Source organism: Ectothiorhodospira sp. PHS-1, from assembly GCF_000225005.1.
In the GTDB taxonomy this organism is placed as follows: Bacteria; Pseudomonadota; Gammaproteobacteria; order Ectothiorhodospirales; family Ectothiorhodospiraceae; genus Ectothiorhodospira.
In genome coordinates this window covers 18,723-41,320 of record NZ_AGBG01000004.1, presented here as the reverse complement: position 1 = coordinate 41,320, position 22,598 = coordinate 18,723, and the positions used below count along the sequence as shown (strand labels likewise).

Below are 22,598 nucleotides of genomic sequence, written 5' to 3'. Positions count from 1 at the left end.
CTTTCTCTGCGCCGAGTCCGGTTGCCATGTTCCCTCTGTCCCGTCTGATCCGATCCCGTGATGATGCCGTGCCGGCTCGCGGCGCCCTGGTGGCGGCGCGGCAGGTGGGTCTGGTGGCGGGGGGGCGGCGCATTCTGGACGGGGTGGACATGGCGGTGGAAGCCGGCCGGATCGTCACCCTCATCGGTCCCAACGGCGCCGGCAAGACCACCTTGCTCAAGGTGTTGCTGGGGCTGCTCTCACCCACCGGCGGCCAGGTCCTGCGCCGGCCGGGGCTGCGTATCGGCTACATGCCCCAGCGCATCCAGGTGGATGAGATCCTGCCCATCACCGTGCGTCGCTTCCTCGGGCTGGGGGGGCGCTTCCCCAGGGACCGACTGGCCCGGGTGCTGGCGGAAGTGGGCTGCGCCCATCTGCTGGAACAGCCCGTACAGTCGGTGTCCGGCGGGGAGATGCAGCGCATCCTGCTGGCCCGCGCCCTGTTGCGGGAACCCCATCTTCTGGTGCTGGATGAGCCCGCCCAGGGGGTTGACGTGGCCGGGCAGGGGGAGGTGTTCCAGCTCATCGCCCGCCTGCGCGACCGCTACGGCTGCGGGGTGCTGATGGTGTCCCACGAGTTGCACCTGGTCATGGCCGCCGCCGATTCGGTGATCTGCCTGAATCAGCATGTGTGCTGTACCGGCAAGCCGGACGTGGTGAGCCGCGATCCCGCCTATCTCAAACTGTTCGGCAAGACCATGCCGGCGGGCATGGCCCTGTACACCCATCATCACGATCACCGCCATGATCTGCACGGCGACGTGGTGGCGTTTGAGGGGGAAGGGCCGCCCGGGCGCGGCTGCCCCGGGTCGGAGGCCCATCGGCACCATGGATGATTTCATTGTCCGGGCCTTGCTCGGCGGCATGGCCGTGGCCCTGGTGGCGGGGCCGCTGGGTTCCTTCGTGGTCTGGCGCCGGATGGCCTATTTCGGCGATACCCTGGCCCATTCCGCCCTGTTGGGCGTCGCCCTGGGTTTTCTCATCGGTCTGAACGTGAATCTGACCGTGGTCATCCTCTGTGTCACCCTGGCCCTGGTGCTCATGTTGCTGCAGCGGCAGCGGCGGCTGGCCACGGACACCCTGCTGGGTATCCTGGCCCACAGCAGTCTGTCCCTGGGATTGGTGGCGGTGGCCTTTCTGGAAGGGGTCCGGATTGATCTGATGGCCTACCTGTTCGGCGACATCCTGGCGGTGTCCCATGAGGACCTGATCTGGATCTTCCTCGGTGGCGTGCTGGCCCTGGGGATGCTGGCGGCCCTGTGGCGACCCCTGCTGGCGATCACGGTGCATGAGGATCTGGCCCGGGTGGAGGGGGTGAGGGTGACCCTGGTGAGCATGGGTTTCATGCTGCTGATGGCCCTGGTCATTGCCGTGGCCATGAAGGTGGTGGGCATTTTGCTGATCACCTCGCTGATGATCATCCCCGCGGCGGCGGCGCGGCGGTTGTCATCCACGCCGGAGCAGATGGCCCTGTTCGCCGCCCTGATCGGTTGTCTGGCCGTGGCCGGCGGACTGTGGGGTTCCCTGACCTGGGATACCCCCGCCGGGCCGTCCATCGTGGTGGCGGCGGCGCTGCTGTTTGCCGTGATCTTCAGTCTGCCGGGGGCTGCCCTGCTGCGTCGGCTCCGTACGCCGTCCTAGCCGGCTAGAGGCGGCGCTCCAGGGTCAGGAAGGTGTAGGGATAGGGGTTTTTGTCATCGGCATCATGGGCTTCCCGGGCCACTTCCTGCCAGGTCTCGTTGAGCTGGGGCAGGAAGGTGTCTCCCTCGAAGGCATGCTCGATCACCGTCAGGTGCATCCGCCGGCACAACGGCAAAAGATGCCGGAACAGGTCCGCCCCGCCGATGACGAAGATCTCCTCCACCGTCCCGGCGGCCATCAGGGCCTGGTCCAGGTCGTGGACCACCGTGCAGCCAGGGGCCTGGAAATCCGGATCCCTCGTCATCACCAGACTGCGTCGCCCCGGCAGCGGGCGACCAATGGACTCGAAGGTCTTGCGTCCCATGAGCATGCACCCGCCCATGGTCAGACGCTTGAAGTGGGCAAGATCCGCCGGCAGGTGCCAGGGCAGGCGGTTGTCGGCGCCGATGAGCCGGTTGCGGTCCATGGCGACCACGGCGGTGAGCAGCGGTTGGGAATCGGTCATACGGACACCGGGGCCTTGATGTGGGGATGGGCCTGGTAATCCAGCAGGGTGAAGTCCTCGTAACGGAAGTCGAACAGGGATTTCACCGCCGGATTGAGCACCATCCGGGGCAGGGGATAGGGTTCGCGGGCCAGCTGCTCACGGGCCTGATCCAGGTGGTTCAGATACAGGTGCACGTCACCGAAGGTATGGATGAACTCCCCCGGTTCCAGATCCGTGACCTGGGCCACCATGAGGGTGAGCAGGGCGTAGGAGGCAATGTTGAACGGCACCCCCAGGAAGATGTCGGCGCTGCGCTGATAGAGCTGGCAGGACAGCCGCCCGTCGGCCACGTAAAACTGGAACAGACAGTGGCAGGGTGCCAGGGCCATGCGTCCGGCGCGGGCATTGTCCTGGGGGGAGACGCCCTCGTCCGGCAGGTCCGCCACGTTCCAGGCACTGACGATCAGGCGCCGGGAGTCGGGCCGGGACCGGATCTGTTCCACCACCTGGCTGATCTGGTCCACGTGACCGCCGCCGGGCAGGGGCCAGGACCGCCACTGCCGGCCGTAGACCGGCCCCAGATCGCCGTCCGCCGTGGCCCATTCATCCCAGATGCGCACCCCGTTGGCCTGCAGATAGGCGGTGGAGGTGTCACCTTTGAGGAACCAGAGCAGTTCGTGGATGATGGACTTCAGGTGCAGCTTCTTGGTGGTCACCAGGGGGAAGCCCCGGGCCAGGTCGAAGCGCATCTGGTGACCGAACAGGGAGCGGGTGCCGGTGCCGGTGCGGTCGGATTTCTCCGTGCCCTGTTCCAGCAGGTGTTGCAGGAGCTGAAGATAACTATGCATGACGTGCCTTTTCCCGCCGTTGGGCCCAGGCCAGCAGGATGACGCCGGCCAGGATCATGGGCAGGGTGAGGAGTTGACCCAGGGTGAGCCAGCCGAAGGCCAGATAACCGATGTGAGCGTCGGGCAGGCGCCAGAATTCCACCAGAAAACGGAATACCCCGTAACCCGCCAGGAACAGGCCGGAGACCGCCCCCACCGGGCGCCAGCGCCGGGAGAAGAACCACAGGATCAGGAACAGGGCCAGTCCCTCCAGGGCCGCCTGGTAGAGTTGGGTGGGGTGACGGGGCAGCAGGTCCGCGGCCGGGAAGATCATGCCCCAGGGCAGGTCCGTGGGCTTGCCCCAGAGTTCGCCGTTGATCCAGTTGCCGATGCGTCCGGCCCCCAGGCCGATGGGGATGAGGGGGGCGACGAAGTCAGTGAGTTGCAAAAAGCGGCAACCCAGCTTGCGGGCATAGAGCCAGCAGGTGACCAGCACCCCGATCAGGCCGCCGTGGAAGCTCATGCCGCCTTCCCAGAGCCGGATGAGCATCAGCGGATCACCGGCCAGGGCGTCCAGGTTGTAGAACAGGACATAACCCAGCCGCCCCCCCACGATCACGCCGATGACGCCGTAGAAGAGCAGGTCGGAAACCTGCTCCCGGTTCAGGGGACTCCAGGGCAGGCCGGCCCGCAGCCAGCCCAGGGCCCAGAAGGCGGCAAAGCCCAGCAGGTACATGAGGCCGTACCAGTGGATCTGCAGGGGACCCAGGCTCAGGGCCACGGGATCGATGAAGGGATGTGTAGGCGTCATCGGTGGATTCTAACCTGTGGTTATTGTCCGATACAGCGACAGAGGATCGCCTTGAGATAGGCCGTCTCCGGCATGGCCGGGTGGATGGGGTGATCACTGGCCTGACCGCCGCGGGACAGGATCTGCATCTGTCGGTCCACGTGGCGGGCGGCGGCATGAACCTGTTTTTCCAGGGCATCGGCCGCCATGTGCTGGGAGCAGGAACAGGCGATGAGAAAGCCGTCCCGGGCCAGGACCTGCAGGGCCATCTGGTTGATGCGCCGGTAGGCGGCGGTCCCTTCCTTGAGGTCCTTGCGGCGTTTGATGAAGGCCGGCGGGTCGACGATGATCAGATCGAAACGGGCTCGTTCCTCCCGCAGTCGGCGCAGCACCTCGAAGGCATCTCCCGCCAGGGCCTGCACCCGGTCATCCACCCGGTTCAGGCGGGCATTGGCTTCCACCTGGGCGACGGCATCGGCGGAGGCGTCCACGCAGGTGACCTGTTCTGCCCCGTGCATGGCCGCCTGGATGCCCCAGCCCCCCGCGTAACTGAACAGGTCCAGCACCCGAGCCCCGGTGGAGAGGCGCCGCAGCCAGGCCCGGTTGTCCCGTTGATCATAGAACCAGCCGGTCTTCTGGCCCGCCAGCAGGGGGACCTGGAAGCGGGCGCCGTTTTCGGTGATCTCCACGGTCTCCGGGATGGGACCTGTGGCGGGCTGCACATAGAGGTCCAGGCCTTCCAGACTGCGCACCGGGCTGTCGTTGCGCCAGAGCACGGCGCTCGGGCGCAGCACCTTCTCGAAGGCGCTCAGCAGGGCATCCCGCAAGCGTTCCATGCCGGCGGTGGTGATCTGGGCCACCAGCACGTCGCCGTAGCGGTCCACCACCAGACCCGGCAGGCCGTCGCTCTCGCCGTGAACCAGTCGGTAGAAGGGTTCCTCGAACAAACGCTCCCGCAGGGACAGGGCCACCTTGAGGCGGTGGACCAGCAGGGAGGGGCCGAAGGGGTGATCCGCGTCCCGGGTCACCAGGCGGGCACAGATGAGGGAATTGGGGTTGGCGTAGCCCGTGCCCAGGGTGCGCCCCCGGCTGTCCTGAATGGTCACCGGCTGACCCGGTTCCAGGGGGCGGATGGGGGTGGCTTCCACGTCCACTTCATTGCTGAAGATCCAGGCGTGGCCGGCCAGCAGGCGCCGTTCTTCGTTTTTCTTCAGGCGCAGGGGGACGTAGTCGAGGGTTTCCATGGGGACTCCGGCAAAACGCCCATTATAGCCGTTGTCCGCGGACTTCACTTCGACGGGCCGTGCATGGGATTGCCGTCCTGATCCTCGACGCGAACCGGCCGGTCTTGCGTCCGTTCCATGCCCAGCAGCAGGCAGGGACTGCTCAGGGCCTGGGCGGTGACGGCATCCGGGGGTGGTTCATGGTGGATGACACGGATGACCCATGTTTCCCCTTCCAGCCGGGCATGATCCCCGGCCAGTTCCAGGCGATAGCCCAGGGTGGGCCGAAGTCCCTGATGAATCAGGATGAACCGTTCCCGGGCCGGATCGGGCTGCGAGCCGGCCAGTCCGAGGCCGGTGTCGGCCAGCAACCGCTCCAGGTCGGCCAGGGTATCGGCCATCCGGACACGCGGGGCGGGGTCGTCGTGGCCGCAATGGGTACCGGCAGCCAGTACCCGCACGGCGGCGACCTCCATTGATCCCTGGATGCACGGGGCACGGCAGCCGGTTGCCGTGATCCAGAACGGCAGGGTGAGGAGGATCATGAGGCAGGTTTTCTTCTCGATGGCCATCTGCGTTATCCCCTGGGTTGCGTGCCCTGTCCGGGTCACGGAATCGTCACCGTGTCTTCACATCCCTGAACATTTCCCCGCGCCTAGCATGGCCGCATGACGATGGAGAACCGCAAGGCCATGCAGACCGCCGACACGCGTGTGACCAATGACTGGAATGTATCACGCCCAGGGCTGAGCGTGTCCCTGGCCGCCAGTGATGATGATGTGTTCATTTTTCTGGACGCGGGGCTTGTGCCCGCCCGCTACCAGCGGCATTTTCTGCGGACACCCTTAACCGCGGAATGTCATGAAAACCTTCAGATGCATCTATAGGCTGATCCCCTTGGTCCTCCACCTGTTCATTGCCGTGATCCTGACCCTGCTGCTGGGACGGCCCAACGAGGCCGGGATGCCCGATCAGCGGTTCCGGCGTGCCATCCAGTGGTGGTACCGGGTTTTCTGTCGCCTGTTCGGGGTCCGTATCCATGTGCGTGGTCAACCCTCCGACGGACCGGTGCTGTCCGTTTCCAATCACATCTCCTGGCTGGACATCCCGGTGCTGGGGGCGTATGCCCCGGTGGGTTTCCTGTCCAAGTCGGAGGTGCGGCGCTGGCCGCTGATCGGCTGGCTGTCCGGGCGTAACGGCACCCTCTTCATCCATCGCGGCGTCAACGGCGCCGCCTCCCAGGTGTCTGATCAGATGGCCGGGCATCTGGGTGGCGGCCACTCGGTGCATGTGTTTCCGGAAGGGACGACCACCCTGGGCAAGGAGGTGCGACGCTTTCATCCCCGGCTGTTCCAGGCGGCCCAGAGCGCAGGCTGTCCGGTACAGCCGGTGTCCATCCGCTACCTGCCTCCGGTGGATGATGCCGCGGCCTTCGTGGATAACCAGAATTTCCTCACCCATGCCCTGCGCCTGCTGGCCATGCCGCGGGTCGATGTGGCGCTCAGTTTCATGCCGCCGATCCCTGTCGACGGTACGGATCGTCGCGGCTTGTCCCGGGCGGCCGAAGAGGCCGTCAGGGAGGCGTTCCATGGCAGCCTTCCGCCACCCATTGAAGGAGATTCCCCCTCATGAACGCCGCCGGGCGCGCCTCATCCCTGCACTGGGACCGGATTTTCGCCGAGGGTTTCCAGGACCCACCCGATGACGATGAGGTGCCCCGCCAGCACCCTGCACATGGCGCCGCTGGACCGGTTCAGCTTCCCCTCCGGTCATACCCTGCATGCGGGGCCTTCACCGTGGTGCTGCTGGCCTGGTTGCCGGTCTGGGCCTGGCTGGTGCTGCCCTTCACCCTGATGGTGGCCCTGTCCCGCCTGGTGCTGGGGCTGCATTATCCCACCGACGTGCTGGCCGGTGCCGCCATCGGTGCGACGGTGGCCCTGATCAGTCTGTGGGGGATGGGGGGGCGCGGTGCCCCTGTAAGCCTGCGATGGATCAGATGATCGGGGCGGGGGTTCGGTGGGCCCGGCAGGCCTGCTGGACGATGTCCGGTGTGGGGGTATCCAGACGGGCCAGGGTCATCCGCCCGCCCCAGACGCAGCCGGTGTCCAGGGTGAGGACCTGCTGTTCATAACGGCAGCCGATGGTGGACCAGTGACCCACCACCAGCTTCAGGTCGGCGCTGGCCCGGCCCGGTACCTGGAACCAGGGCAGCAGGCCGGAAGGCTGGGTGCCCGGTGCCCCCTTGTGATCCATGTCCAGGGTGCCGTCCCGGGTGCAGTAGCGCAGGCGGGTGAAACAGTTGGTGATGAAGCGCAGGCGGGACCAGCCGGACAGGGCCGGGTCCCAGCGGTCGGGCTGGTCACCGTACATCCGCTGCAGCAGGGTGCGGTAGTCGGGGCCGCGCAGTACCCGGTGCAGTTCGTCCGCGCAGGCCAGGGCCGTGGCCAGGTCCCACTGGGGGGGCAGGCCGGCATGGACCATGGTCCAGCCGACCAGGGCATCATGGTGCAGCACCGGCTGCCGACGCAGCCAGTCCATGAGTGCGTCCCGGTCCGGGCTGTCCAGGATGGGCTGGACGGTATCCCGGCGCCGGGGTTTGTGCAGACCGGCGTGGATGGCCAGCAAATGCAGATCGTGGTTGCCCAGCACCGTCACCGCCGCCTCCCCCAGGGACTGCACGAACCGCAGGCAGCCCAGGGAGTCCGGCCCCCGATTGACCAGATCCCCCACCAGCCACAGCCGATCCCGGGCCGGGTCGAAACGGACCCAGTCCAGGAGCTGTTTCAGCGGGTCAAGGCAGCCCTGCAGGTCGCCGACGGCATACAGTGCCATGAGGCGGGGTCAGGCCTTCTTTTCCAGCAGGATGTGACGGAACCAGCCGCGCAGCATCGCCGGGCTGTCTTCCAGCAGGGTCAGGTCGGTGCGCTTCTTCATCAGGTTCTCGAACACCACGTCGGTGCGGGTGGCCATGAACTGGGACACCAGGCCCAGCAGGCGGCGGAAGGGAGCGCTTTCGCCGGGCTTGAGGAACTTGTCCAGGATCAGGATCCGGCCACCGGGCTTGAGCACGCGGGTGGCCTCGGTCAGTGCCTTGCCGGCATTGGGGACGACGGCCAGGATGTTGTGCATGACGACCACGTCGAACTGGGCATCCTCGTAGGGCAGGGCCATGGCATCGCCTTCATGCAGTTCGATGCCCAGGTTCAGGGACTGGGCGCGTTCGGTCGCCTTCTTGAGCATGGCCGGGGTCAGGTCCACGCCGGTGTAATGGGCGCCCTGGGGCAGGAAGGGAAAATCCAGCCCGGTGCCCACGCCCGCCAGCAGGATGGATCGACCTTCCACGTTGCCCAGCCGTTCCAGGCTGCGCTGTCTGACGCCTGTTGAAGGTTTTTCAATCAGTCGATCGTAGATGGGTGCCCAGAGGGTATAAGGGATGCGCATGAGGTTAGCCCGTGGTTGTGGATGAGTCTTGTATCGTTATTTTCCAGTGCTCACGATTGTAGTCAGTGACCATGCCCCTGTCTAAAGTAGGGGTTTGCAGGCTTGATCCAGGTCGGATTTATTCAGTGCAGCACCCTGGGCACGGACAGGGTGAACGTGGGAATGACGGCCTCGAACCGGGTGCCGTCGTCGGCGACCATCTGGTAGGTCCCGTGCATGGTACCCACCGGGGTTTCGATCATGGCACCGCTGGTGTATTGAAAGCCCTGGCCGGGATCCAGGTGGGGTTGCTCGCCCACCACGCCTTCGCCCCGGACTTCCTGCACCTTGCCGTTGGAGTCATGGATGATCCAGTGGCGACTGACGAGTCTCGCTCCCTGCTTGCCCAGATTGCGCAGGGTGACCGTGTAGGCAAACACAAAGCGGCCGTGCATGGGGTCGGACTGGGATTCCACGTAACTGCAGTTGATCTGGACCTGGATATGGTGGTCGCCGCTTTCCGACATGGGCTGTCTCCGATGGCCCGGCGGGAGCCCGGGCAAGAGCCTGTATCTTGCCGGATCGGCGTGGGAAGTTGTAGCCCGGAACGGATTTCAGCCGCGGTCCCGGGGGATCTGCGAGGCCGCCAGCCGGGCGGCGCCCAGCAGTCCCGAGCGGGGATCGGTAATGACCTGGACCGGCATCCTTTCCAGCAGGTGGGTCATGGGCGGCTTGCGGCGGAAGGCCTCCACGAAGCCTCCGGCATCCAGCAGGGGCAGGATGCGCGGGGCAATGCCGCCGGCGACATAGACCCCGCCGAAGGGCAGGCAGCCCAGGGCCAGATCGCCCGCCTGGCCGCCGTAAAGGCTGCAGAACAGGGACAGGGTTTCCACGGCCAGGGGGTCGCCGCCCGCCAGGGCGAGCCGGGTGAGTTCGGGGGCCGGGTCCGGCTGTGCCATGGCCTCGGCCAGGGCCTTGCCCGGCCTTTGGGGACTTTCGCTGATGAGGAAATCGGCAATCCGGGCAATGCCCCGGCCGCTGAGCAGGTGCTCCCGGCTGCATCGCCCTTCCCGCCGGGTGACGGCCGCCCACAGGCGGGACTGGCGCGCGTCGGCGGGCGCCAGTTCGCCGTGGCCCGCCTCGGTGGGAATGAGTCGCGGCGGCCGCCCGGGACAGACGATGCAGACCCCCAGGCCCGTGCCCGCGCCCACCACCAGGCGCACCCCGTCCGGATCCCTTTCCCCCTGCTGTAGTGCATGCAGGCTGTCGGCGGGCAGGTCGTCCAGGCTGTGGGCGATGCCCTCGAAGTCGTTGACCAGGGTGACCCGGGGCAGGCCCAGGTCCCGGGCCAGTTGCCGGGAGTCCAGTTGCCAGGGCAGGTTGGTGAGGCGGGCCTGCTGGCCGTCATCCCGGCGTGCGACAGGGCCGGCCAGGGCGAAGGCGGCGGCAACCGGCGTACCATGGCCGGTATCCGTCAGAAAGGTCCGGACCATGGGGGCCAGGCCGGGGTAGTCGGCGCTGGCATAGCGCCGGATTTCCCCGGGGATCAGCCGACCGTCCTCCACCCTGGCCAGCATGAGCAGGGTCTTGGTGCCCCCGATGTCTCCCGCCAGTACGTCCACGATCGTCTCCTTGGGCCACGGCTCTTCAGGCCGCCAGGCGGCGGCGCTTGTCTTCCAGACCCTGGATCAGATGGGCAAAGGCATCGGCAAAGGCCTGGACGCCCTCGGCTTCCAGACGGTCGGTGACGCTTTCCAGGTCGATGCCCAGGTCGGGCAGCCCCTGAATCAGGGCGCGGGCCTGTTCCTGTCCGTCGGTCAGGGTCAGGGCCGGATTGCCGTGATCCCGGAAGGCCTCATAGGTGGCCGGCGGCAGGGTATTCACCGTGTCGGGGCCGATCAGCGAGTCCACATAGAGGACATCGCTGTAGGCGGGGTTCTTGGTGCCGGTGCTGGCCCACAGCAGCCGCTGGGGCCGGGCGCCGGCCCGGGCCAGCCGTTGCCAGCGCTCACTGTCGCGGACCTGCTGGAAGTGGGCATAGGCCAGCCTGGCATTGGCGATGGCCAGCAGGCCCTGCATGTGCTCCACCGGACGGCCCTCGCGGATGCGCTCTTCCAACAGGGCGTCCAGGGCCGTATCCACCCGACTGACGAAGAAGCTGGCCACGGAGGCGATGGAGGTCACCGGCTCGCCCCGGTCCAGGCGGGTCTCCAGCCCCTTGAGGAAGGCCTCCAGCACCGCCTGATAGCGGGTGACGGAAAACAGCAGGGTGACGTTGACGTTGATGCCGGCGGCGGTCAGCTGCTCGATGGCGGCCAGGCCGGGCAGGGTGCCGGGCACCTTGATCATGAGGTTGGCCCGATCCACCTGGGCGGCCAGTTCCAGGGCCTCGCGCACGGTGCCCTCGGTGTCGAAGGCCAGTTCCGGGGAGACTTCCAGGCTGACGAAACCGTCACGTCCGTCGGTGTCGTGATAGGTCGGGGCAAAGGCGTCGGCGGCCGCCCGGAGGTCGCGGATGGCGAGCTGGTAGAACAGGGCCTGGGTGGTCAGGTCCGGAGACCGGGTCAGGCAGTCCCGGATCGCGGTATCGTAGAGATCACTGCCGGTGATGGCCTTGTCGAAAATGGCGGGGTTGGAGGTCAGACCGCCCAGGCCGTCCTCCCGGATCAGGCGATCCAGTTCCCCGGAGGCCATGAGGTCACTGCGGATGTAGTCGTACCAGACGCTCTGGCCCAGTTCTCTCAAGCGAAGCAGCGGATTGTGTTCTGCCATTGTGTCCTCGCCGATGGCGGATAAAGATGCATTGTAACCCCTCAGGGGGGCCGGCTTAAGTGCGGCTGGCGGCCACCTCGTTGGCCAGACGGACGAATTCCTCCACCGACAGGGTCTCCGGGCGCCGGGCGGGATCGATGTCCGCCGCCGTCATGGCAGCGGGTTCCGCCAGCCCCTGCAGGGCATTGCGCAGGGTCTTGCGTCGACGGGTGAAGCCCTGGTGGACCAGGGCGGCAAACAGGGCCTCGTCCCGGGCGGGGCAGGGCAGGGCCTCCCAGGGCACTAGCCGGACCACGGCGGAATCCACCCGAGGCGGTGGGCGGAAGGCGCCCGGGCCGACATGGAACAGGGATTCGGCCCGACAGCGATACTGCACCATGATCCCCAGTCGCCCGTATTCGGATGTGCCGGGGCGGGCAGTCAGTCGATCCACGACTTCCTTTTGCAGCAGGAAATGCATGTCCTGGATACCGTCGGCCCATTTCAGCAGGTGAAAGATCAGGGGGGTGGAGATGTTGTAGGGCAGGTTGCCGATCACCCGCAGCTTGCGGCCGGCGGGCACCGGTACCGCGCCGAAGTCAAACTTCAGGGCGTCGGCGGCGTGCACGACGAGTTCACCGGCGTCGGCATACTCCGTCTGCAGACGGGGAATCAGATCCCGGTCCAGTTCCACCACATGCAGTTGCCGGCACCGGGTCAGCACGGGACGGGTGATGGCACCCATGCCGGGACCGATCTCCAGCAAGGTCTGTCCCGGCTGGGGATCGATGGCCCCGACGATGCGCCCGATGATGCCGGGGTCATGCAGGAAGTGCTGGCCGAAACGTTTTCTGGGGGCGTGTTCCACTGGGGTGGGGATCTCCGGAGGGCCTGTCAGCGGATGCAGCGATAGACGTCATAGCCCCGTCGCCCTTCCCGCAGGGGGCCGCGGGGGACCAGGGTGTCGCCGCCCATCTCGGCGGCGGCATTACGGGCGGCATGTTCCACTTCCTGGGTCAGCTTTTCCGGGGGGCGCTTGATGATGCCGACCCTTTCCGCCACGCTGGCCGAGGTGCTGCCGACCCGTTCGCATTGGGTCACATCCTGGGCGTCCAGAATACGGACCCGTTCACCGCCGGGGGTGAGTTTGACGAAAGTACAGCCGCCCAGCATCAGGGTCAGGCTGAGCAGGGACAGGGTGCCGATGCGCATGGCTCGGGACATGGGGGATTCCTCGGTACGGATGGTCAGGGTGATCTTCGCTCGGCCAGGTGGATGGCCAGGGACAGGGCCTCCACGAAGCTGCCGACTTCGGCCTTGCCGGTGCCGGCCAGCTCCAGGGCGGTACCATGGTCCACCGAGGTGCGGATGATGGGCAGCCCCAGGGTGATGTTCACGGCCCGGCCGAAGCCGGCATGCTTGAGTACCGGCAGTCCCTGGTCATGATACATGGCCAGCACCGCGTCCGCCTCGCCCAGATAGCGCTCGGTGAACAGGGTGTCGGCGGGCAGGGGGCCGCGCAGGTCCATGCCCTCGGTGCGTAGCTGTTCCAGCACCGGGGTGATGACCCGGATCTCCTCGTCCCCCAGGTGGCCCCCCTCGCCCGCGTGGGGGTTGAGGCCGCAGACCAGGATGCGGGGTCTGGGCAAGCCGAAACGCGCCCGCAGATCCTGGTGCAGCACCCGCAGCACGCTCAGGAGTCGTGCCGGGGTGATCTCGGCGGCCACCCTGGACAGGGGCAGATGGGTGGTGGCCAGGGCCACCCTCAGGGTGCCGGCGGCCAGCATCATCACCGGCATGGGGGCGCGGCAGCGCTCGGCCAGATATTCCGTGTGTCCGGTAAAAGGGATGCCCGCCGTGTTGATGACGCCCTTGTGCACCGGCCCGGTGACCAGGGCGTCAAAGGTGCCGGCCAGACAGCCGTCGGCGGCCCGGCGCAGGGTCTTGAGCACGTAGTCCCCGTTGGCCGGATCCAGCTGGCCGGCTCTGACGGGGCGGTTCACCTGGCAGTCGCCGACGATGCTCAGGCAGCCGGGGAGGTCGGCGTGGGGTGGACTGTCCGGCTCGAAGGGGGCCAGTGTCAGTGGCAGGCCCAGGGCCGCGGCCCGGTCCTGCAGCACCAGCGGGTCACCGATCACGACCCGCTGGGCCGGGCAGGGTTCCTGAGCCAGCATGGCCACCAGATCCGGGCCGATGCCCGCCGGTTCTCCCGGCGTGATGGCGATACGGGGGATGGGGTGGGCCATCATCGTGCCGGCGACTCAATGGGAGTGGTTGGACCACCCAGGGCCAGTCTGTCCAGGCGCAGCTCCACGAAGGATTCGTCCCGCAGTCGGCGCAGCCACAGTTCCAGTTCGTCGTCACGCTTGCGATCCCGGATGATTTCCCGGGCCTGGGCGCGCATCAGCTCCCGGGAGCCGTCGTGATCCCGTCGCTCCAGCACTTCCAGGATGTGCCAGCCGAACGGGGAGCGGAAGGGGTCGCTGACTCGCCCCGGGGGCTGACGGTTCATGATGTCCTCGAACTGGGGCACCAGATCACCGGGGTCGGTCCAGCCCAGGTCGCCGCCCCGCAGGGCGCTGCCCCGGTCGTCGGAGTGGGCGCGGGCCAGTTCGGCGAAGTCGGCGCCGTCCTCGATGCGACTGCGCAGGCTGGACAGGCGTTCCAGGGCTTCATCGCTGCTCAGCACCTCGGTGGGGGTAATGAGGATGTGACGCACCCGGGTCTGGCGGATCTGGGCCCGTGTTCCGCCCCGGCGTTCCGCCAGCTTGATGATGTGGAAGCCGGAAGGGGAACGGATCACCTCGCTGACTTCACCCTCCCGCATCAGGACCACATGACGGGCGAACAGGGTGGGTACCTGGGCGGCGTTGCGCCAGCCCAGGTCGCCGCCGTCCAGGGCGTGCTGGCCGGCGGACTCCCGCAGGGCCAGGGCGGTGAAGTCGGCGCCGGCGGCGGCTTCCTCTCGAATTTTGAGGGCCTGTTCCCGGGCTGCCTGGATCCTGTCGGGGGTCGCCCCTTCGGGGAGAGAAATCAGCAGATGCAGCAAGCGGTATTCTACGTCCCTGTCGATGGCGCCGCTTTCACTGGCGATGAGGTCATCGATTTCCTGTTCACTGACCTGGATGCGGCTGTCCACCTGCCGGCGTCGCAACTGGTTGATGGCCAGTTCATCCCGGATCTGTTCGCGAAAGGCGGGGAAATCCACGCCGTCGGCCACCAGCCTGTCCCGGAATTCCACCAGGGTCATGCGGTTTTCCCGGGCGATGTTTTCCATCGCGTTGTTCAGGGTGATGTCGTCGATGCGGATGCCGATGCGCCGTGCCTCCTGCAGTTGCAGGCGCTCCAGGATCAGGCGGTCCAGCACCGGGCGGATCAGCACCTCCCGGGGCGGGGCCTGGCCGTCGCGGGCGGCCAGTTGCTGTCCGATCTCATCCATGCGCCGCAGCAGCTCGCTCTGCATGATGACGTCTTCTTCCACCACGGCGATGATCCGGTCTATCAGTCGGCCGTCTTCCGGCACCTGGGCGCCGAGGCCGGTGGACCCGGCCAGGACCAGGAGGATCAACAGTCTAGTAATCAGTTTCATAACCCAGCACGCCCTCGCTCAGCAGGTCACCCAGGCCGGTGCCCAGGCTGCCGAGTCCCTTGAGGATAAGTTGAAAATAGATGCCTTCATTGTACTCACCCGTGACGCCGTCGTTGAGGAATCGGCGGGAGACGAGGCGGAAAGCCCAGCAGCAGCTCTTGTATTCCAGGCCCGCCAGGACTTCCAGTTCCCGGTTGTCTTCCAGACTGTAGGCCCAGCGACCCACCACATCCCAGTGACGGGATAGGGGCCAGGCAAACGAGAGGTCCGTTTGTTCCAGCAGATCCTCACGGTAACGATGGCCCAGGTTGATCACGCGACGTCCATCCACCCGATATTGCAGATGAGTGGATGAACGTTCAATTTGTTCCCGTCGCGGGTCCCACTGCGCACTGGCGCGTGCGTTCCAGCGCGCACCCAGCCGTGCCCCCACCTCACCCACCAGGGATGAGCTGTCCGCGGTTTCGCCGCGATCATCCTCGCGCAGGGTCACGCGACGATCGTCGAAGTAGTGGATCTGTCCCAGGCTCGCGCGCAGGCGTTCCTCGCCGGAGCGGCCGTCGATGATTCGCGTGGTGAGGGCGGTGGTGAGCTGGTTGGCGTCGGCAACCCGGTCGGGTCCGCTGAAACGGTGGCCGCGAAACAGCTGGTCAAAGCTGAAATCGAATTGCGCGGTATCGAACAGCGGGATGTCGCCCTGGTCCCGGCGCGGGGTATAGAGGTAGTACAGGCGGGGTTCCAGGGTCTGGAGGTTCCCGCCCGCCAGGGGGCGGTCCAGGAAGATGCCGGCATCCAGGCTGGCGATGGGCAGGGATCGGGTCAGGCGACGGTCGACCCCCGCGGGCTGGTCCTCCAGGGCGTAATGGGTGACGCGGTATTTCAGGCTCGGGGTCAGGAACCAGGCCGTACCGTGTGTGGGGCGGCTGATCTCCGGCATCAGATCCGTGCGCTGGGCGGTGACGGTGTCGTCCCGCTCGAAGGCCACCCACTCGGCCCGCAGGCGATAGTCGAATCCGCCCGCCTGCAGGGGCCTGCGGCCCTGGAAGAGCAACTGGGGCAGACGTTTGTAGGGGCGGCTGGTGCTGGCGAGGGTCTCGTCCACGATCTGGAAATCCTGCACCCGCCCCAGCAGGCTCCATCCCTGACCGCTGTAGACCAGATCCGCCCGCCGTTCCAGGTGGGTGATGCTGGTATCGTCGAGCGAGTCGCCCAGGTCGCGGAAGTAGCGCTCATCGGAGACGTCGGTGCCCGTCGTATGAAAGTGCAGCCGGGGGGCGATGCGCCAGTGGTGATCCCAGGCCACCAGGACGCGATCCTCGCCATAGCTCGTGTCGTTGGGCAGGTAATCCAGCTGGATTTTGCCCCGGTTGTCGGGATTGAGGTAACGGAACTCGGACATCAGCATGGCGCCCCGGCTGTCCATCAGGCGCAGACCCAGGGTCGCATCCCGGTGGGGCGCCAGGTTCAGATAGAAGGGGATCAGCAGATCGGCGCCGGTATTGTCCGAGGTGCCGAAACTGGGCGGCAGCAGGCCGGATTTGCGGCGGTCATCGATGGGGAAGGTGATCCACGGGGTGTAGAACAGGGGCACCCCCTGAAAGCGCAGCAGGACATTCCGGGCCGTGCCCTGGCCGCTGTCCTGATTCAGTTGCACATGACGCGCACTGAGCAGCCAGTCGTCCCGGCCGGGATCGCAGGTGGTGAAGGTGGCTCCCTCAAGGTAGAGCATATCGCTGCCGCGGGGTTCCAGCGCCCGGGCTTCACCCCGGGCATGGCGGGGATCATAGCGGTAACTGGCATTCTCGAACCGGCCGGTTTCCGTGTCCAGGTGCAGAAAACCGCCGGGGCTTTCAAAGAACAGTCCGGTATCGGTCTGGAATCGGACATCCCCCCGGGTTTCCAGGAAGGCACGGCCTTCCTCATAGGTGATGAGGTCCGCCCGCAGCATGCGACCCCGGTCATAGAGGGTGACATTCCCCTCCAGGCGGGAGACCCCGTCCCGGTCGATGAAGGCACGGTCGGCGAAGAAGCGGGTCTGATCATCCCGGGGGAACGGATAGTCCAGGGATTGCGGCTGGTAGCGGCACAGGGACCAGTCATTGCCCTGGGCCGTGGTGACACAGCAGGCCATGAGCAGGCAGCAGGACAGGAGCTTGCGAGGGTTCATGCGCGCTGGTGCGCCTGGCCCAACGGGAGGGTGCCGGGTGGCGTGATGCCTGAATGAGTTGCGCTGGAATGCATGGAAACCGGTGGGACATCGGGGTGAGATGACCCCGAGACACCCGGAGTGTGTCTCGGGGCGGAGCACGTCCTTACTTGCGACTGGACTCCAGTACCTCGGAAACCGCCTTGTAGATGGATTCGATCTCGCCTTCGCCCTTCACCGTCTGCAGCAGACTGCGTTCGTTGTAATACTGCACCAGGGGACGGGTCTGCTCTTCGTAGACCTTGAGACGCTTGCCGATGGTTTCTTCGTTATCGTCCGCGCGGTGGGTGAGTTCGCCGCCGCAGACATCACACACGTTTTCCTTCCGGGAGGGGTTGGTGTGACGATTGAAGACGGCGCCGCAGGAACTGCAGGTCTGGCGGCCGGTCAGGCGCTGCATCAGGTTGTCGAAGTCCACGTCGATGAGCAGCGCCACATCCAGCGGCTTGCCCAGTTCCTTGAGCAGGTCGTCCAGCGCGCCGGCCTGGGCCAGGTTGCGGGGGAACCCGTCCAGGATGTAGCCCTGCTGGGTGTCCGGCATGGCCAGGCGCTCACGGATCATGCCCAGGACGATATCGTCGGTCACCAGCTGGCCCGCATCCATGGCGGCCTTGGCCTGCTGACCCAGGGGGGTTCCGGCGGAAACGGCAGCGCGCAGGAGATCCCCAGTGGAGATCTGAGGCACCTTGTAACGCTCCATGATCAGCTTGGACTGGGTTCCCTTGCCGGACCCCGGTGCGCCCAGAAGCACGATACGCATGGCATTTCCTCTTTAGTTTATAGGCGTGTGTTGCATGGGTTATAAAGACATTAGGCCGAAACTTATACCTGCTCAAGCGCCCGGCACGCAAGCACTCCCCTTGGGGATATGGCTTTTCGTCGGCCGGGTTGCCGTTATAATGCCGCCTCCCGATTCACTACACCCTTGGGCCTGATTCAATGAACATCGACAAGATCTCCGCAGGTAAAGACCTGCCCAACGACATCAACGTGATCATCGAGATTCCCGCGTATGCCTCCCCGGTCAAGTACGAGGTGGACAAGGACAGCGGTGCCCTGCTGGTGGATCGTTTCATGGCCAGCCCCATGTTCTACCCCTGCAACTACGGTTTCGTGCCCCACACCCTGTCCGATGACGGTGACCCGGTGGACGTGTTGGTGATGACCCCCTTCCCGGTGGCCAGCGGCAGCGTGATCCGTTGCCGTCCCGTGGGCATGCTCAAGATGACCGACGAGGCGGGTGAGGATGCCAAGCTGCTGGCGGTGCCCGTGTCCAAGTTATCTCGTGAGTACGATCACATCCAGGGACCCGATGACGTTCCCGCCCTGTTGCTGGATCAGATCAAACACTTCTTCGAACATTACAAGGAACTGGAACTCGGCAAGTGGGTGAAGGTCGAAGGCTGGGTTGGTGTTGATGAGGCCCGGGCGGAGATCGAAAATTCCGTCAAGCGTTACCAGGCCCAGGCCTGATCCCGAGCCGGGGAGGCCCGAGGCCTCCCCGGCGTGTTTGCCCGCTCGCTTCAGGCACGCCGGCCCCCATACCTTCCTCCTGCCCGTGTGGCCATGAGTCTTCCGGATCAAGGGCATGTCGTCGCGTCAACCCATCAAGAATCATCACCTGGAACAGCGACTGTTCCTGGCCCGGGTCATCACCCTGGGTATCATCATCGTTCTGCTGTTCGGTCTTCTCGGGGTTCGGCTGACGCAGCTGCAGGTGGTCAACCATTCCCATTTTTCCACCCTGTCACAGAATAACCGGGTGCGTCTGGAGGCTTTGCCGCCGCCCCGGGGGCTGATTTACGACCGCAACGAGGTGGTGCTGGCGGAAAATCGTCCGGCCTATCAGCTGGAGGTGACGCTGGAGCAGGTGGACAGCCTCCAGGACACCCTGGATCGGCTATCGGCGCTGCTGCACCTGGAGCCTGCCGAGATCGAGCGCTTTCGTCGCTCCCTGCGGGGCAAGCGCCCGTTCCAGGCGGTGCCTCTCAAGCTCAATCTCACGGATGAGGAACTGGCCAACTTTGCCGTCAACCGGCATCTGTTTCCCGGTGTGGACGTGCAAGCCCGGGTGGCGCGTCATTACCCCCACGGCGAGGCGCTGGCCCATGTCATCGGCTACGTGGGGCGCATCGATGAGCGGGAACTGGCCCGTATCGACACCCGCCGCTACGCCGGTACCACCCACATCGGCAAGTTGGGGGTGGAGCGCTATTACGAAGACCATCTGCATGGTCACGTGGGGTTCCAGAAGGTGGAAGTGAATGCCCAGGGCCGGACCCTGCGAATACTGGAGCGGGAGCCGCCGGTACCGGGGCGTGATCTGGTGCTGAGCCTGGACGTGCGCCTGCAGGCCGTGGCCCAGGAGGCCCTGGATGGCATGGCCGGCGCCATCGTCGCCATGGATCCCCGCAACGGCGAAGTCCTGGCCATGGTCAGCATGCCCACTTTCGATCCCAACCTCTTCGTGCACGGAATTCCGGCCCGTACCTTCCAGGAGCTGCGTAATAACCGTCGGCAGCCGCTGTTCAACCGTGCCCTCTCCGGTCAGTACCCGCCGGGTTCCACCCTGAAGATGCTGGTGGGTCTGGCGGGGCTTGAGCATGGGGTGATCCGGGCCGACCGCATGATGTTCGCCGCCGGCTACTACACCCTGCCCAACGATACCCGGCGCTACCGGGACTGGCGCCGTCACGGCCACGGCTGGGTGGACCTGGACAAGGCCATCACTCAGTCTTCCGACGTGTATTTCTACGACATGTCCTTCCGTCTGGGAATCGACCGCATGTCGGAGTTTCTGGGCCGTTTCGGGGTGGGGGAGGCCACGGACATCGACAGTACGGGCGAACGTCGCGGCCTGTTGCCCAGCCGGGAATGGAAGCGGGCCGCCCAGGGTATGCCCTGGTTTCCCGGCGAGACCCTGATCACCTCCATCGGGCAGGGCTACATGCTGGCCACGCCCATGCAGCTGGCCTCCATCAGCAGTACCCTGGCCATGCGCGGCCAGCGGGTGCGCCCCCATCTGCTTCGCGGCATGCTGGGCGAGGATGGGGAGGAGCTGCACGTGGCCGAGCCCGAGTTCCTCGCCCCGGTGCAGGTGTCACGTCCCGAGTTTTGGGACCAGGTGTTGACCCCGATGGAGCATGTCATGCACCGGCCCAACGGCACTGCCTATCATTCGGCGGGCCATGATGCTCCCTATCGCATCGCCGGCAAGACGGGGACGTCACAGGTGTTCGGGCTGGGTCAGGACGAGGAATACGATGAGGCGTCCGTGGCCAAGCACCTGCGGGATCACGCCCTGTTCATCGGTTTTGCGCCGGCGGATGATCCCCGCATCGCGGTGGCGGTGCTGGTGGAGAACGGCGGCAGCGGCGGCCGGGTGGCGGCACCGGTGGCCCGCAAGGTGATGGACTATTTCATGCTGGAGATGACCCCATGATGCTCAATGGCAACGGGGAGGAGCATGGTCTGGGGCGCGCCATCATCCGTGCCCTGCATCTGGATCTGCTGTTGCTGGGTGGGGTGGTGCTGTTGCTGGCCATGGGCTTCGTGGTGCTCTACAGCGCCAGCGGGGAAAATCTGGATACCTTGTATCGCCAGGGGGTACGGGTGGGCATTGCCTTTACCGTGCTGATGGTGATGGCACAGATTCCGGCTAACCATCTGCGCCAGTGGTCGCCATGGGTGTACGCCGGCGGGGTGCTGCTGTTGCTGGCGGTGATGTTCTTCGGCGAGGTGGGCAAGGGGGCACAGCGGTGGCTGGATCTGGGCGTGGTGCGTTTCCAGCCTTCCGAGTTCATGAAGATCGCCGTGCCCATGATGGTGGCCTGGTATTTCGCCGACCGCCCCCTGCCGCCCCGGTTCCTGGAAGTGGTGGCGGCGGCTTTGCTGGTGATGGTGCCGGCCGTGCTCATCGCCAAGCAGCCGGATCTGGGTACCGCCCTGCTGGTGGCGGGATCCGGTCTGGTGATCATCTTTCTGGCCGGGGTGCGCTGGCGCATCCTCATGGGGCTGGGCGCCCTGGCCCTGGTGGCGACACCGCTGCTGTGGCACTTCATGCAGGATTATCAGCGCCGGCGGGTACTCACGTTGCTGAATCCGGAGAGTGACCCCCTGGGGGCCGGCTATCACATCATCCAGTCCAAGATCGCCATCGGTTCCGGCGGGTTCTACGGCAAGGGCTGGCTCAACGGCACCCAGTCCCAGCTCGAGTTCCTGCCGGAGCGTTCCACCGATTTCATCTTCGCCGTCTATGCCGAGGAGTTCGGCCTGATGGGTATCCTGCTGCTGCTGTCCCTCTACCTGCTGGTGATCCTGCGCGGGCTGACCATCGCCCTGCGGGCCCAGGATACCTATTCGCGCCTGCTGGCCGGCAGCCTGAGCTTCACCTTCTTCGTCTACGTATTCGTCAACACGGGCATGGTGTCGGGACTGCTGCCGGTGGTCGGGGTCCCCTTGCCCCTGTTCAGCTACGGCGGTACGTCCATGGTGACCCTGATGGCGGCTTTCGGTATTCTCATGTCCATCAACTCCCATCGTAGACTACTCGCCCGATGACTTCCCTGCGCGCTTCTCCAGTGCCCTTCCACCGTCCTATCTTCTCCCTGCTGCTGGCGGCGCTGCTGCTGGGCACCTGTGCCGCGGCCGGGGCCAACCCCAGAGGCCTGGTGGCCGGTGATCCGCCCTACCTGGAGCGCGATGACGTCCGGGAGTTCATTCGCACCCTGGCCCGGGAAGACGGCTTCGATACCCGCGAACTGGAGCGTCTGTTTGCCGAGGCCAGACCGCAGCAGCGGGTCCTGGATCTGATCTCCACCCCGGCCGAGGGCCGGCCCTGGAAGGATTACCGTCCGATCTTCCTGACCGAGCAGCGCATCCGTGCCGGAGAGCGTTTCTGGCAGGAGCATGAGGCCACCATCCTGCGTGCCCAGGAGGCCTTCCAGGTCAATGCGGAGATCATCGTCGCCATCATCGGCGTGGAAACCTTCTACGGCCGCCATCAGGGCACCTTCCCGGTGCTGGACGCCCTGGTGACCCTGGGCTTTGACTATCCGCCCCGGGCGAATTTCTTCCGTTCCGAACTGCGCCACTACCTGCACCTGGTGCGGGAAGAGGGACTTGATCTGCGCGGCACGCTCGGTTCCTATGCCGGGGCCATGGGTCGGGGGCAGTTCATCTCTTCCAGCTATCGTGAATATGCCGTGGACTTCAGCGGCGACGGCCGTCGGGACCTGCTCAACTCCTGGCCCGATGCCATCGGCAGCGTGGCCAATTATTTCCGTCGTCATCACTGGACCATGGGCGCGCCCGTGGTGGTGCGGGCCCGGGTGGAGGGCGACGCCTACAAGTCCCTGGTCGGCGGCGGCTACCAGGCCCGATACGGCCTCGACGAACTGGCCCGCCACGGCATCGTGCCGGAAGGTCGGGTCGCCCCCGACGCCCGCTTCTCCGTGATCGAACTGCAGGCGGAGGAGGGGACCCAGGTCTGGCTGGGTTACGAGAACTTCTACGTCATCACCCGCTACAACCGCAGTCCGCTCTATGCCATGGCGGTGTATGAGTTGGCCCGGGAGATTCGCAAGGTCCGGGAGCAGGCCCTGGCGGAGGGTGGGGCGCGGTGAT

The 22,598-nt window shown here is 66.0% G+C and carries 24 protein-coding genes and 1 pseudogene; 9 read left to right on the top strand and 16 right to left on the bottom strand.

Annotated features, from left to right (window positions below):
- The first annotated feature begins 26 nt into the window (after window positions 1–26).
- Together znuC and znuB are read left to right on the top strand one after the other, a co-directional pair.
- The gene (gene znuC, locus ECTPHS_RS02610) at window positions 27–875 is read left to right on the top strand and encodes a zinc ABC transporter ATP-binding protein ZnuC (RefSeq protein ID WP_008931124.1); all 849 of its coding nucleotides are present in this window, start codon (window positions 27–29) and stop codon (window positions 873–875) included.
- Entirely contained in the window at window positions 868–1,680 is an 813-nt protein-coding gene (znuB, locus tag ECTPHS_RS02605) for a zinc ABC transporter permease subunit ZnuB (RefSeq protein WP_008931123.1), read from the top strand. The genes znuC and znuB overlap by 8 nt, the downstream gene beginning before the upstream one ends.
- Before the next feature lie 4 nt (window positions 1,681–1,684).
- Here the strand turns inward: znuB and ECTPHS_RS02600 are convergent, their stop codons facing one another.
- Genes ECTPHS_RS02600 through ECTPHS_RS02580 form a run of 5 tightly spaced genes read right to left on the bottom strand, consistent with a single transcriptional unit; the run spans window position 1,685 to window position 5,579 of the window.
- Window positions 1,685–2,185, bottom strand: a complete 501-nt coding sequence (locus ECTPHS_RS02600; protein WP_008931122.1) for a dihydrofolate reductase — start codon at window positions 2,183–2,185, stop codon at window positions 1,685–1,687.
- On the bottom strand, window positions 2,182–3,015 hold the full coding sequence (locus ECTPHS_RS02595) for a thymidylate synthase (protein WP_008931121.1): 834 nt from the start codon (window positions 3,013–3,015) through the stop codon (window positions 2,182–2,184). Before ECTPHS_RS02595 ends, ECTPHS_RS02600 begins: the two co-directional genes overlap by 4 nt.
- The gene (lgt, locus tag ECTPHS_RS02590) at window positions 3,008–3,805 is read right to left on the bottom strand and encodes a prolipoprotein diacylglyceryl transferase (protein WP_008931120.1); all 798 of its coding nucleotides are present in this window, start codon (window positions 3,803–3,805) and stop codon (window positions 3,008–3,010) included. The genes ECTPHS_RS02595 and lgt overlap by 8 nt, the downstream gene beginning before the upstream one ends.
- Before the next feature lie 20 nt (window positions 3,806–3,825).
- Window positions 3,826–5,028 (bottom strand): class I SAM-dependent rRNA methyltransferase, encoded by a 1,203-nt coding sequence (locus ECTPHS_RS02585; protein WP_008931119.1) that lies wholly within the window; start codon window positions 5,026–5,028, stop codon window positions 3,826–3,828.
- Window positions 5,029–5,072: 44 nt separating this feature from the next.
- Entirely contained in the window at window positions 5,073–5,579 is a 507-nt protein-coding gene (locus tag ECTPHS_RS02580; protein WP_008931118.1) for a protease complex subunit PrcB family protein, read from the bottom strand.
- 96 nt (window positions 5,580–5,675) lie between these two features.
- Here ECTPHS_RS02580 and ECTPHS_RS02575 point away from each other — a divergent pair, with 96 nt between their 5' ends.
- The 3 genes and pseudogenes from ECTPHS_RS02575 to ECTPHS_RS02565 form a co-directional block, all read left to right on the top strand.
- Window positions 5,676–5,894 (top strand): hypothetical protein, encoded by a 219-nt coding sequence (locus ECTPHS_RS02575; RefSeq protein WP_141565238.1) that lies wholly within the window; start codon window positions 5,676–5,678, stop codon window positions 5,892–5,894.
- On the top strand, window positions 5,869–6,639 hold the full coding sequence (locus ECTPHS_RS02570) for a 1-acyl-sn-glycerol-3-phosphate acyltransferase (protein ID WP_008931116.1): 771 nt from the start codon (window positions 5,869–5,871) through the stop codon (window positions 6,637–6,639). Before ECTPHS_RS02575 ends, ECTPHS_RS02570 begins: the two co-directional genes overlap by 26 nt.
- Window positions 6,640–6,687: 48 nt before the next feature.
- Window positions 6,688–7,007 (top strand): annotated as a pseudogene (locus ECTPHS_RS02565) (phosphatase PAP2 family protein); the annotation flags it as partial.
- On the opposite strand, the gene ECTPHS_RS02560 reads toward ECTPHS_RS02565, so the two are convergent.
- The 11 genes from ECTPHS_RS02560 to ECTPHS_RS02510 form a co-directional block, all read right to left on the bottom strand.
- Complete coding sequence (locus tag ECTPHS_RS02560) at window positions 7,000–7,839, bottom strand: symmetrical bis(5'-nucleosyl)-tetraphosphatase (RefSeq protein ID WP_008931114.1); 840 nt, start codon at window positions 7,837–7,839, stop codon at window positions 7,000–7,002. The pseudogene ECTPHS_RS02565 and the gene ECTPHS_RS02560 sit on opposite strands and share 8 nt — an antisense overlap.
- Window positions 7,840–7,848: 9 nt before the next feature.
- Window positions 7,849–8,448 (bottom strand): class I SAM-dependent methyltransferase, encoded by a 600-nt coding sequence (locus tag ECTPHS_RS02555; protein ID WP_008931113.1) that lies wholly within the window; start codon window positions 8,446–8,448, stop codon window positions 7,849–7,851.
- A gap of 122 nt (window positions 8,449–8,570) precedes the next feature.
- Window positions 8,571–8,954 carry a Co2+/Mg2+ efflux protein ApaG gene (gene apaG, locus ECTPHS_RS02550; RefSeq protein WP_008931112.1) on the bottom strand — a complete coding sequence of 128 codons (384 nt, stop codon included), beginning with the start codon at window positions 8,952–8,954 and terminating at the stop codon, window positions 8,571–8,573.
- A gap of 87 nt (window positions 8,955–9,041) precedes the next feature.
- Window positions 9,042–10,049, bottom strand: coding sequence for a glucokinase (gene glk / locus ECTPHS_RS02545; protein ID WP_008931111.1), 1,008 nt, complete (start codon window positions 10,047–10,049; stop codon window positions 9,042–9,044).
- 25 nt (window positions 10,050–10,074) lie between these two features.
- Window positions 10,075–11,199 (bottom strand): transaldolase, encoded by a 1,125-nt coding sequence (tal, locus tag ECTPHS_RS02540; protein WP_008931110.1) that lies wholly within the window; start codon window positions 11,197–11,199, stop codon window positions 10,075–10,077.
- A 55-nt stretch (window positions 11,200–11,254) separates the two neighbouring features.
- Window positions 11,255–12,046 carry a 16S rRNA (adenine(1518)-N(6)/adenine(1519)-N(6))-dimethyltransferase RsmA gene (gene rsmA / locus ECTPHS_RS02535; RefSeq protein ID WP_008931109.1) on the bottom strand — a complete coding sequence of 264 codons (792 nt, stop codon included), beginning with the start codon at window positions 12,044–12,046 and terminating at the stop codon, window positions 11,255–11,257.
- A gap of 26 nt (window positions 12,047–12,072) precedes the next feature.
- A complete protein-coding gene (locus ECTPHS_RS02530) occupies window positions 12,073–12,402 on the bottom strand; it encodes a DUF4156 domain-containing protein (RefSeq protein WP_008931108.1) in 330 nt (109 codons plus the stop codon).
- Window positions 12,403–12,425: 23 nt separating this feature from the next.
- Complete coding sequence (gene pdxA, locus ECTPHS_RS02525; protein WP_008931107.1) at window positions 12,426–13,427, bottom strand: 4-hydroxythreonine-4-phosphate dehydrogenase PdxA; 1,002 nt, start codon at window positions 13,425–13,427, stop codon at window positions 12,426–12,428.
- Complete coding sequence (locus ECTPHS_RS02520; protein ID WP_008931106.1) at window positions 13,424–14,746, bottom strand: peptidylprolyl isomerase; 1,323 nt, start codon at window positions 14,744–14,746, stop codon at window positions 13,424–13,426. Before ECTPHS_RS02520 ends, pdxA begins: the two co-directional genes overlap by 4 nt.
- A gap of 4 nt (window positions 14,747–14,750) precedes the next feature.
- Window positions 14,751–16,934: an LPS-assembly protein LptD gene (locus tag ECTPHS_RS02515; protein WP_008931105.1), complete on the bottom strand. Its 2,184-nt coding sequence runs from the start codon at window positions 16,932–16,934 to the stop codon at window positions 14,751–14,753.
- A 145-nt stretch (window positions 16,935–17,079) separates the two neighbouring features.
- Complete coding sequence (locus ECTPHS_RS02510) at window positions 17,080–17,733, bottom strand: adenylate kinase (RefSeq protein ID WP_008931104.1); 654 nt, start codon at window positions 17,731–17,733, stop codon at window positions 17,080–17,082.
- Between the two features lie 179 nt (window positions 17,734–17,912).
- Between ECTPHS_RS02510 and ppa the strand changes: the two genes are divergently transcribed.
- From ppa to mltB, 4 genes are all read left to right on the top strand, one after another.
- Window positions 17,913–18,446 (top strand): inorganic diphosphatase, encoded by a 534-nt coding sequence (gene ppa / locus ECTPHS_RS02505; protein ID WP_008931103.1) that lies wholly within the window; start codon window positions 17,913–17,915, stop codon window positions 18,444–18,446.
- A gap of 115 nt (window positions 18,447–18,561) precedes the next feature.
- On the top strand, window positions 18,562–20,415 hold the full coding sequence (mrdA, locus tag ECTPHS_RS02500; RefSeq protein ID WP_008931102.1) for a penicillin-binding protein 2: 1,854 nt from the start codon (window positions 18,562–18,564) through the stop codon (window positions 20,413–20,415).
- Window positions 20,412–21,533 (top strand): rod shape-determining protein RodA, encoded by a 1,122-nt coding sequence (rodA, locus tag ECTPHS_RS02495; RefSeq protein WP_008931101.1) that lies wholly within the window; start codon window positions 20,412–20,414, stop codon window positions 21,531–21,533. Before mrdA ends, rodA begins: the two co-directional genes overlap by 4 nt.
- The gene (gene mltB, locus ECTPHS_RS02490) at window positions 21,530–22,597 is read left to right on the top strand and encodes a lytic murein transglycosylase B (protein WP_050814188.1); all 1,068 of its coding nucleotides are present in this window, start codon (window positions 21,530–21,532) and stop codon (window positions 22,595–22,597) included. The genes rodA and mltB overlap by 4 nt, the downstream gene beginning before the upstream one ends.
- The last annotated feature ends 1 nt before the right edge of the window (window position 22,598 follow it).

Coding starts and splice junctions, on each gene's coding strand:
- znuC (WP_008931124.1), top strand. CDS start 27: ATGTTCCCTCTGTCCCGTCTGATCCGATCCCGTGATGATGCCGTGCCG.
- znuB (WP_008931123.1), top strand. CDS start 868: ATGGATGATTTCATTGTCCGGGCCTTGCTCGGCGGCATGGCCGTGGCC.
- ECTPHS_RS02600 (WP_008931122.1), bottom strand. CDS start 2,185: ATGACCGATTCCCAACCGCTGCTCACCGCCGTGGTCGCCATGGACCGC.
- ECTPHS_RS02595 (WP_008931121.1), bottom strand. CDS start 3,015: ATGCATAGTTATCTTCAGCTCCTGCAACACCTGCTGGAACAGGGCACG.
- lgt (WP_008931120.1), bottom strand. CDS start 3,805: ATGACGCCTACACATCCCTTCATCGATCCCGTGGCCCTGAGCCTGGGT.
- ECTPHS_RS02585 (WP_008931119.1), bottom strand. CDS start 5,028: ATGGAAACCCTCGACTACGTCCCCCTGCGCCTGAAGAAAAACGAAGAA.
- ECTPHS_RS02580 (WP_008931118.1), bottom strand. CDS start 5,579: ATGGCCATCGAGAAGAAAACCTGCCTCATGATCCTCCTCACCCTGCCG.
- ECTPHS_RS02575 (WP_141565238.1), top strand. CDS start 5,676: ATGACGATGGAGAACCGCAAGGCCATGCAGACCGCCGACACGCGTGTG.
- ECTPHS_RS02570 (WP_008931116.1), top strand. CDS start 5,869: ATGAAAACCTTCAGATGCATCTATAGGCTGATCCCCTTGGTCCTCCAC.
- ECTPHS_RS02560 (WP_008931114.1), bottom strand. CDS start 7,839: ATGGCACTGTATGCCGTCGGCGACCTGCAGGGCTGCCTTGACCCGCTG.
- ECTPHS_RS02555 (WP_008931113.1), bottom strand. CDS start 8,448: ATGCGCATCCCTTATACCCTCTGGGCACCCATCTACGATCGACTGATT.
- apaG (WP_008931112.1), bottom strand. CDS start 8,954: ATGTCGGAAAGCGGCGACCACCATATCCAGGTCCAGATCAACTGCAGT.
- tal (WP_008931110.1), bottom strand. CDS start 11,199: ATGGCAGAACACAATCCGCTGCTTCGCTTGAGAGAACTGGGCCAGAGC.
- ECTPHS_RS02530 (WP_008931108.1), bottom strand. CDS start 12,402: ATGTCCCGAGCCATGCGCATCGGCACCCTGTCCCTGCTCAGCCTGACC.
- pdxA (WP_008931107.1), bottom strand. CDS start 13,427: ATGATGGCCCACCCCATCCCCCGTATCGCCATCACGCCGGGAGAACCG.
- ECTPHS_RS02515 (WP_008931105.1), bottom strand. CDS start 16,934: ATGAACCCTCGCAAGCTCCTGTCCTGCTGCCTGCTCATGGCCTGCTGT.
- ECTPHS_RS02510 (WP_008931104.1), bottom strand. CDS start 17,733: ATGCGTATCGTGCTTCTGGGCGCACCGGGGTCCGGCAAGGGAACCCAG.
- ppa (WP_008931103.1), top strand. CDS start 17,913: ATGAACATCGACAAGATCTCCGCAGGTAAAGACCTGCCCAACGACATC.
- mrdA (WP_008931102.1), top strand. CDS start 18,562: ATGTCGTCGCGTCAACCCATCAAGAATCATCACCTGGAACAGCGACTG.
- rodA (WP_008931101.1), top strand. CDS start 20,412: ATGATGCTCAATGGCAACGGGGAGGAGCATGGTCTGGGGCGCGCCATC.
- mltB (WP_050814188.1), top strand. CDS start 21,530: ATGACTTCCCTGCGCGCTTCTCCAGTGCCCTTCCACCGTCCTATCTTC.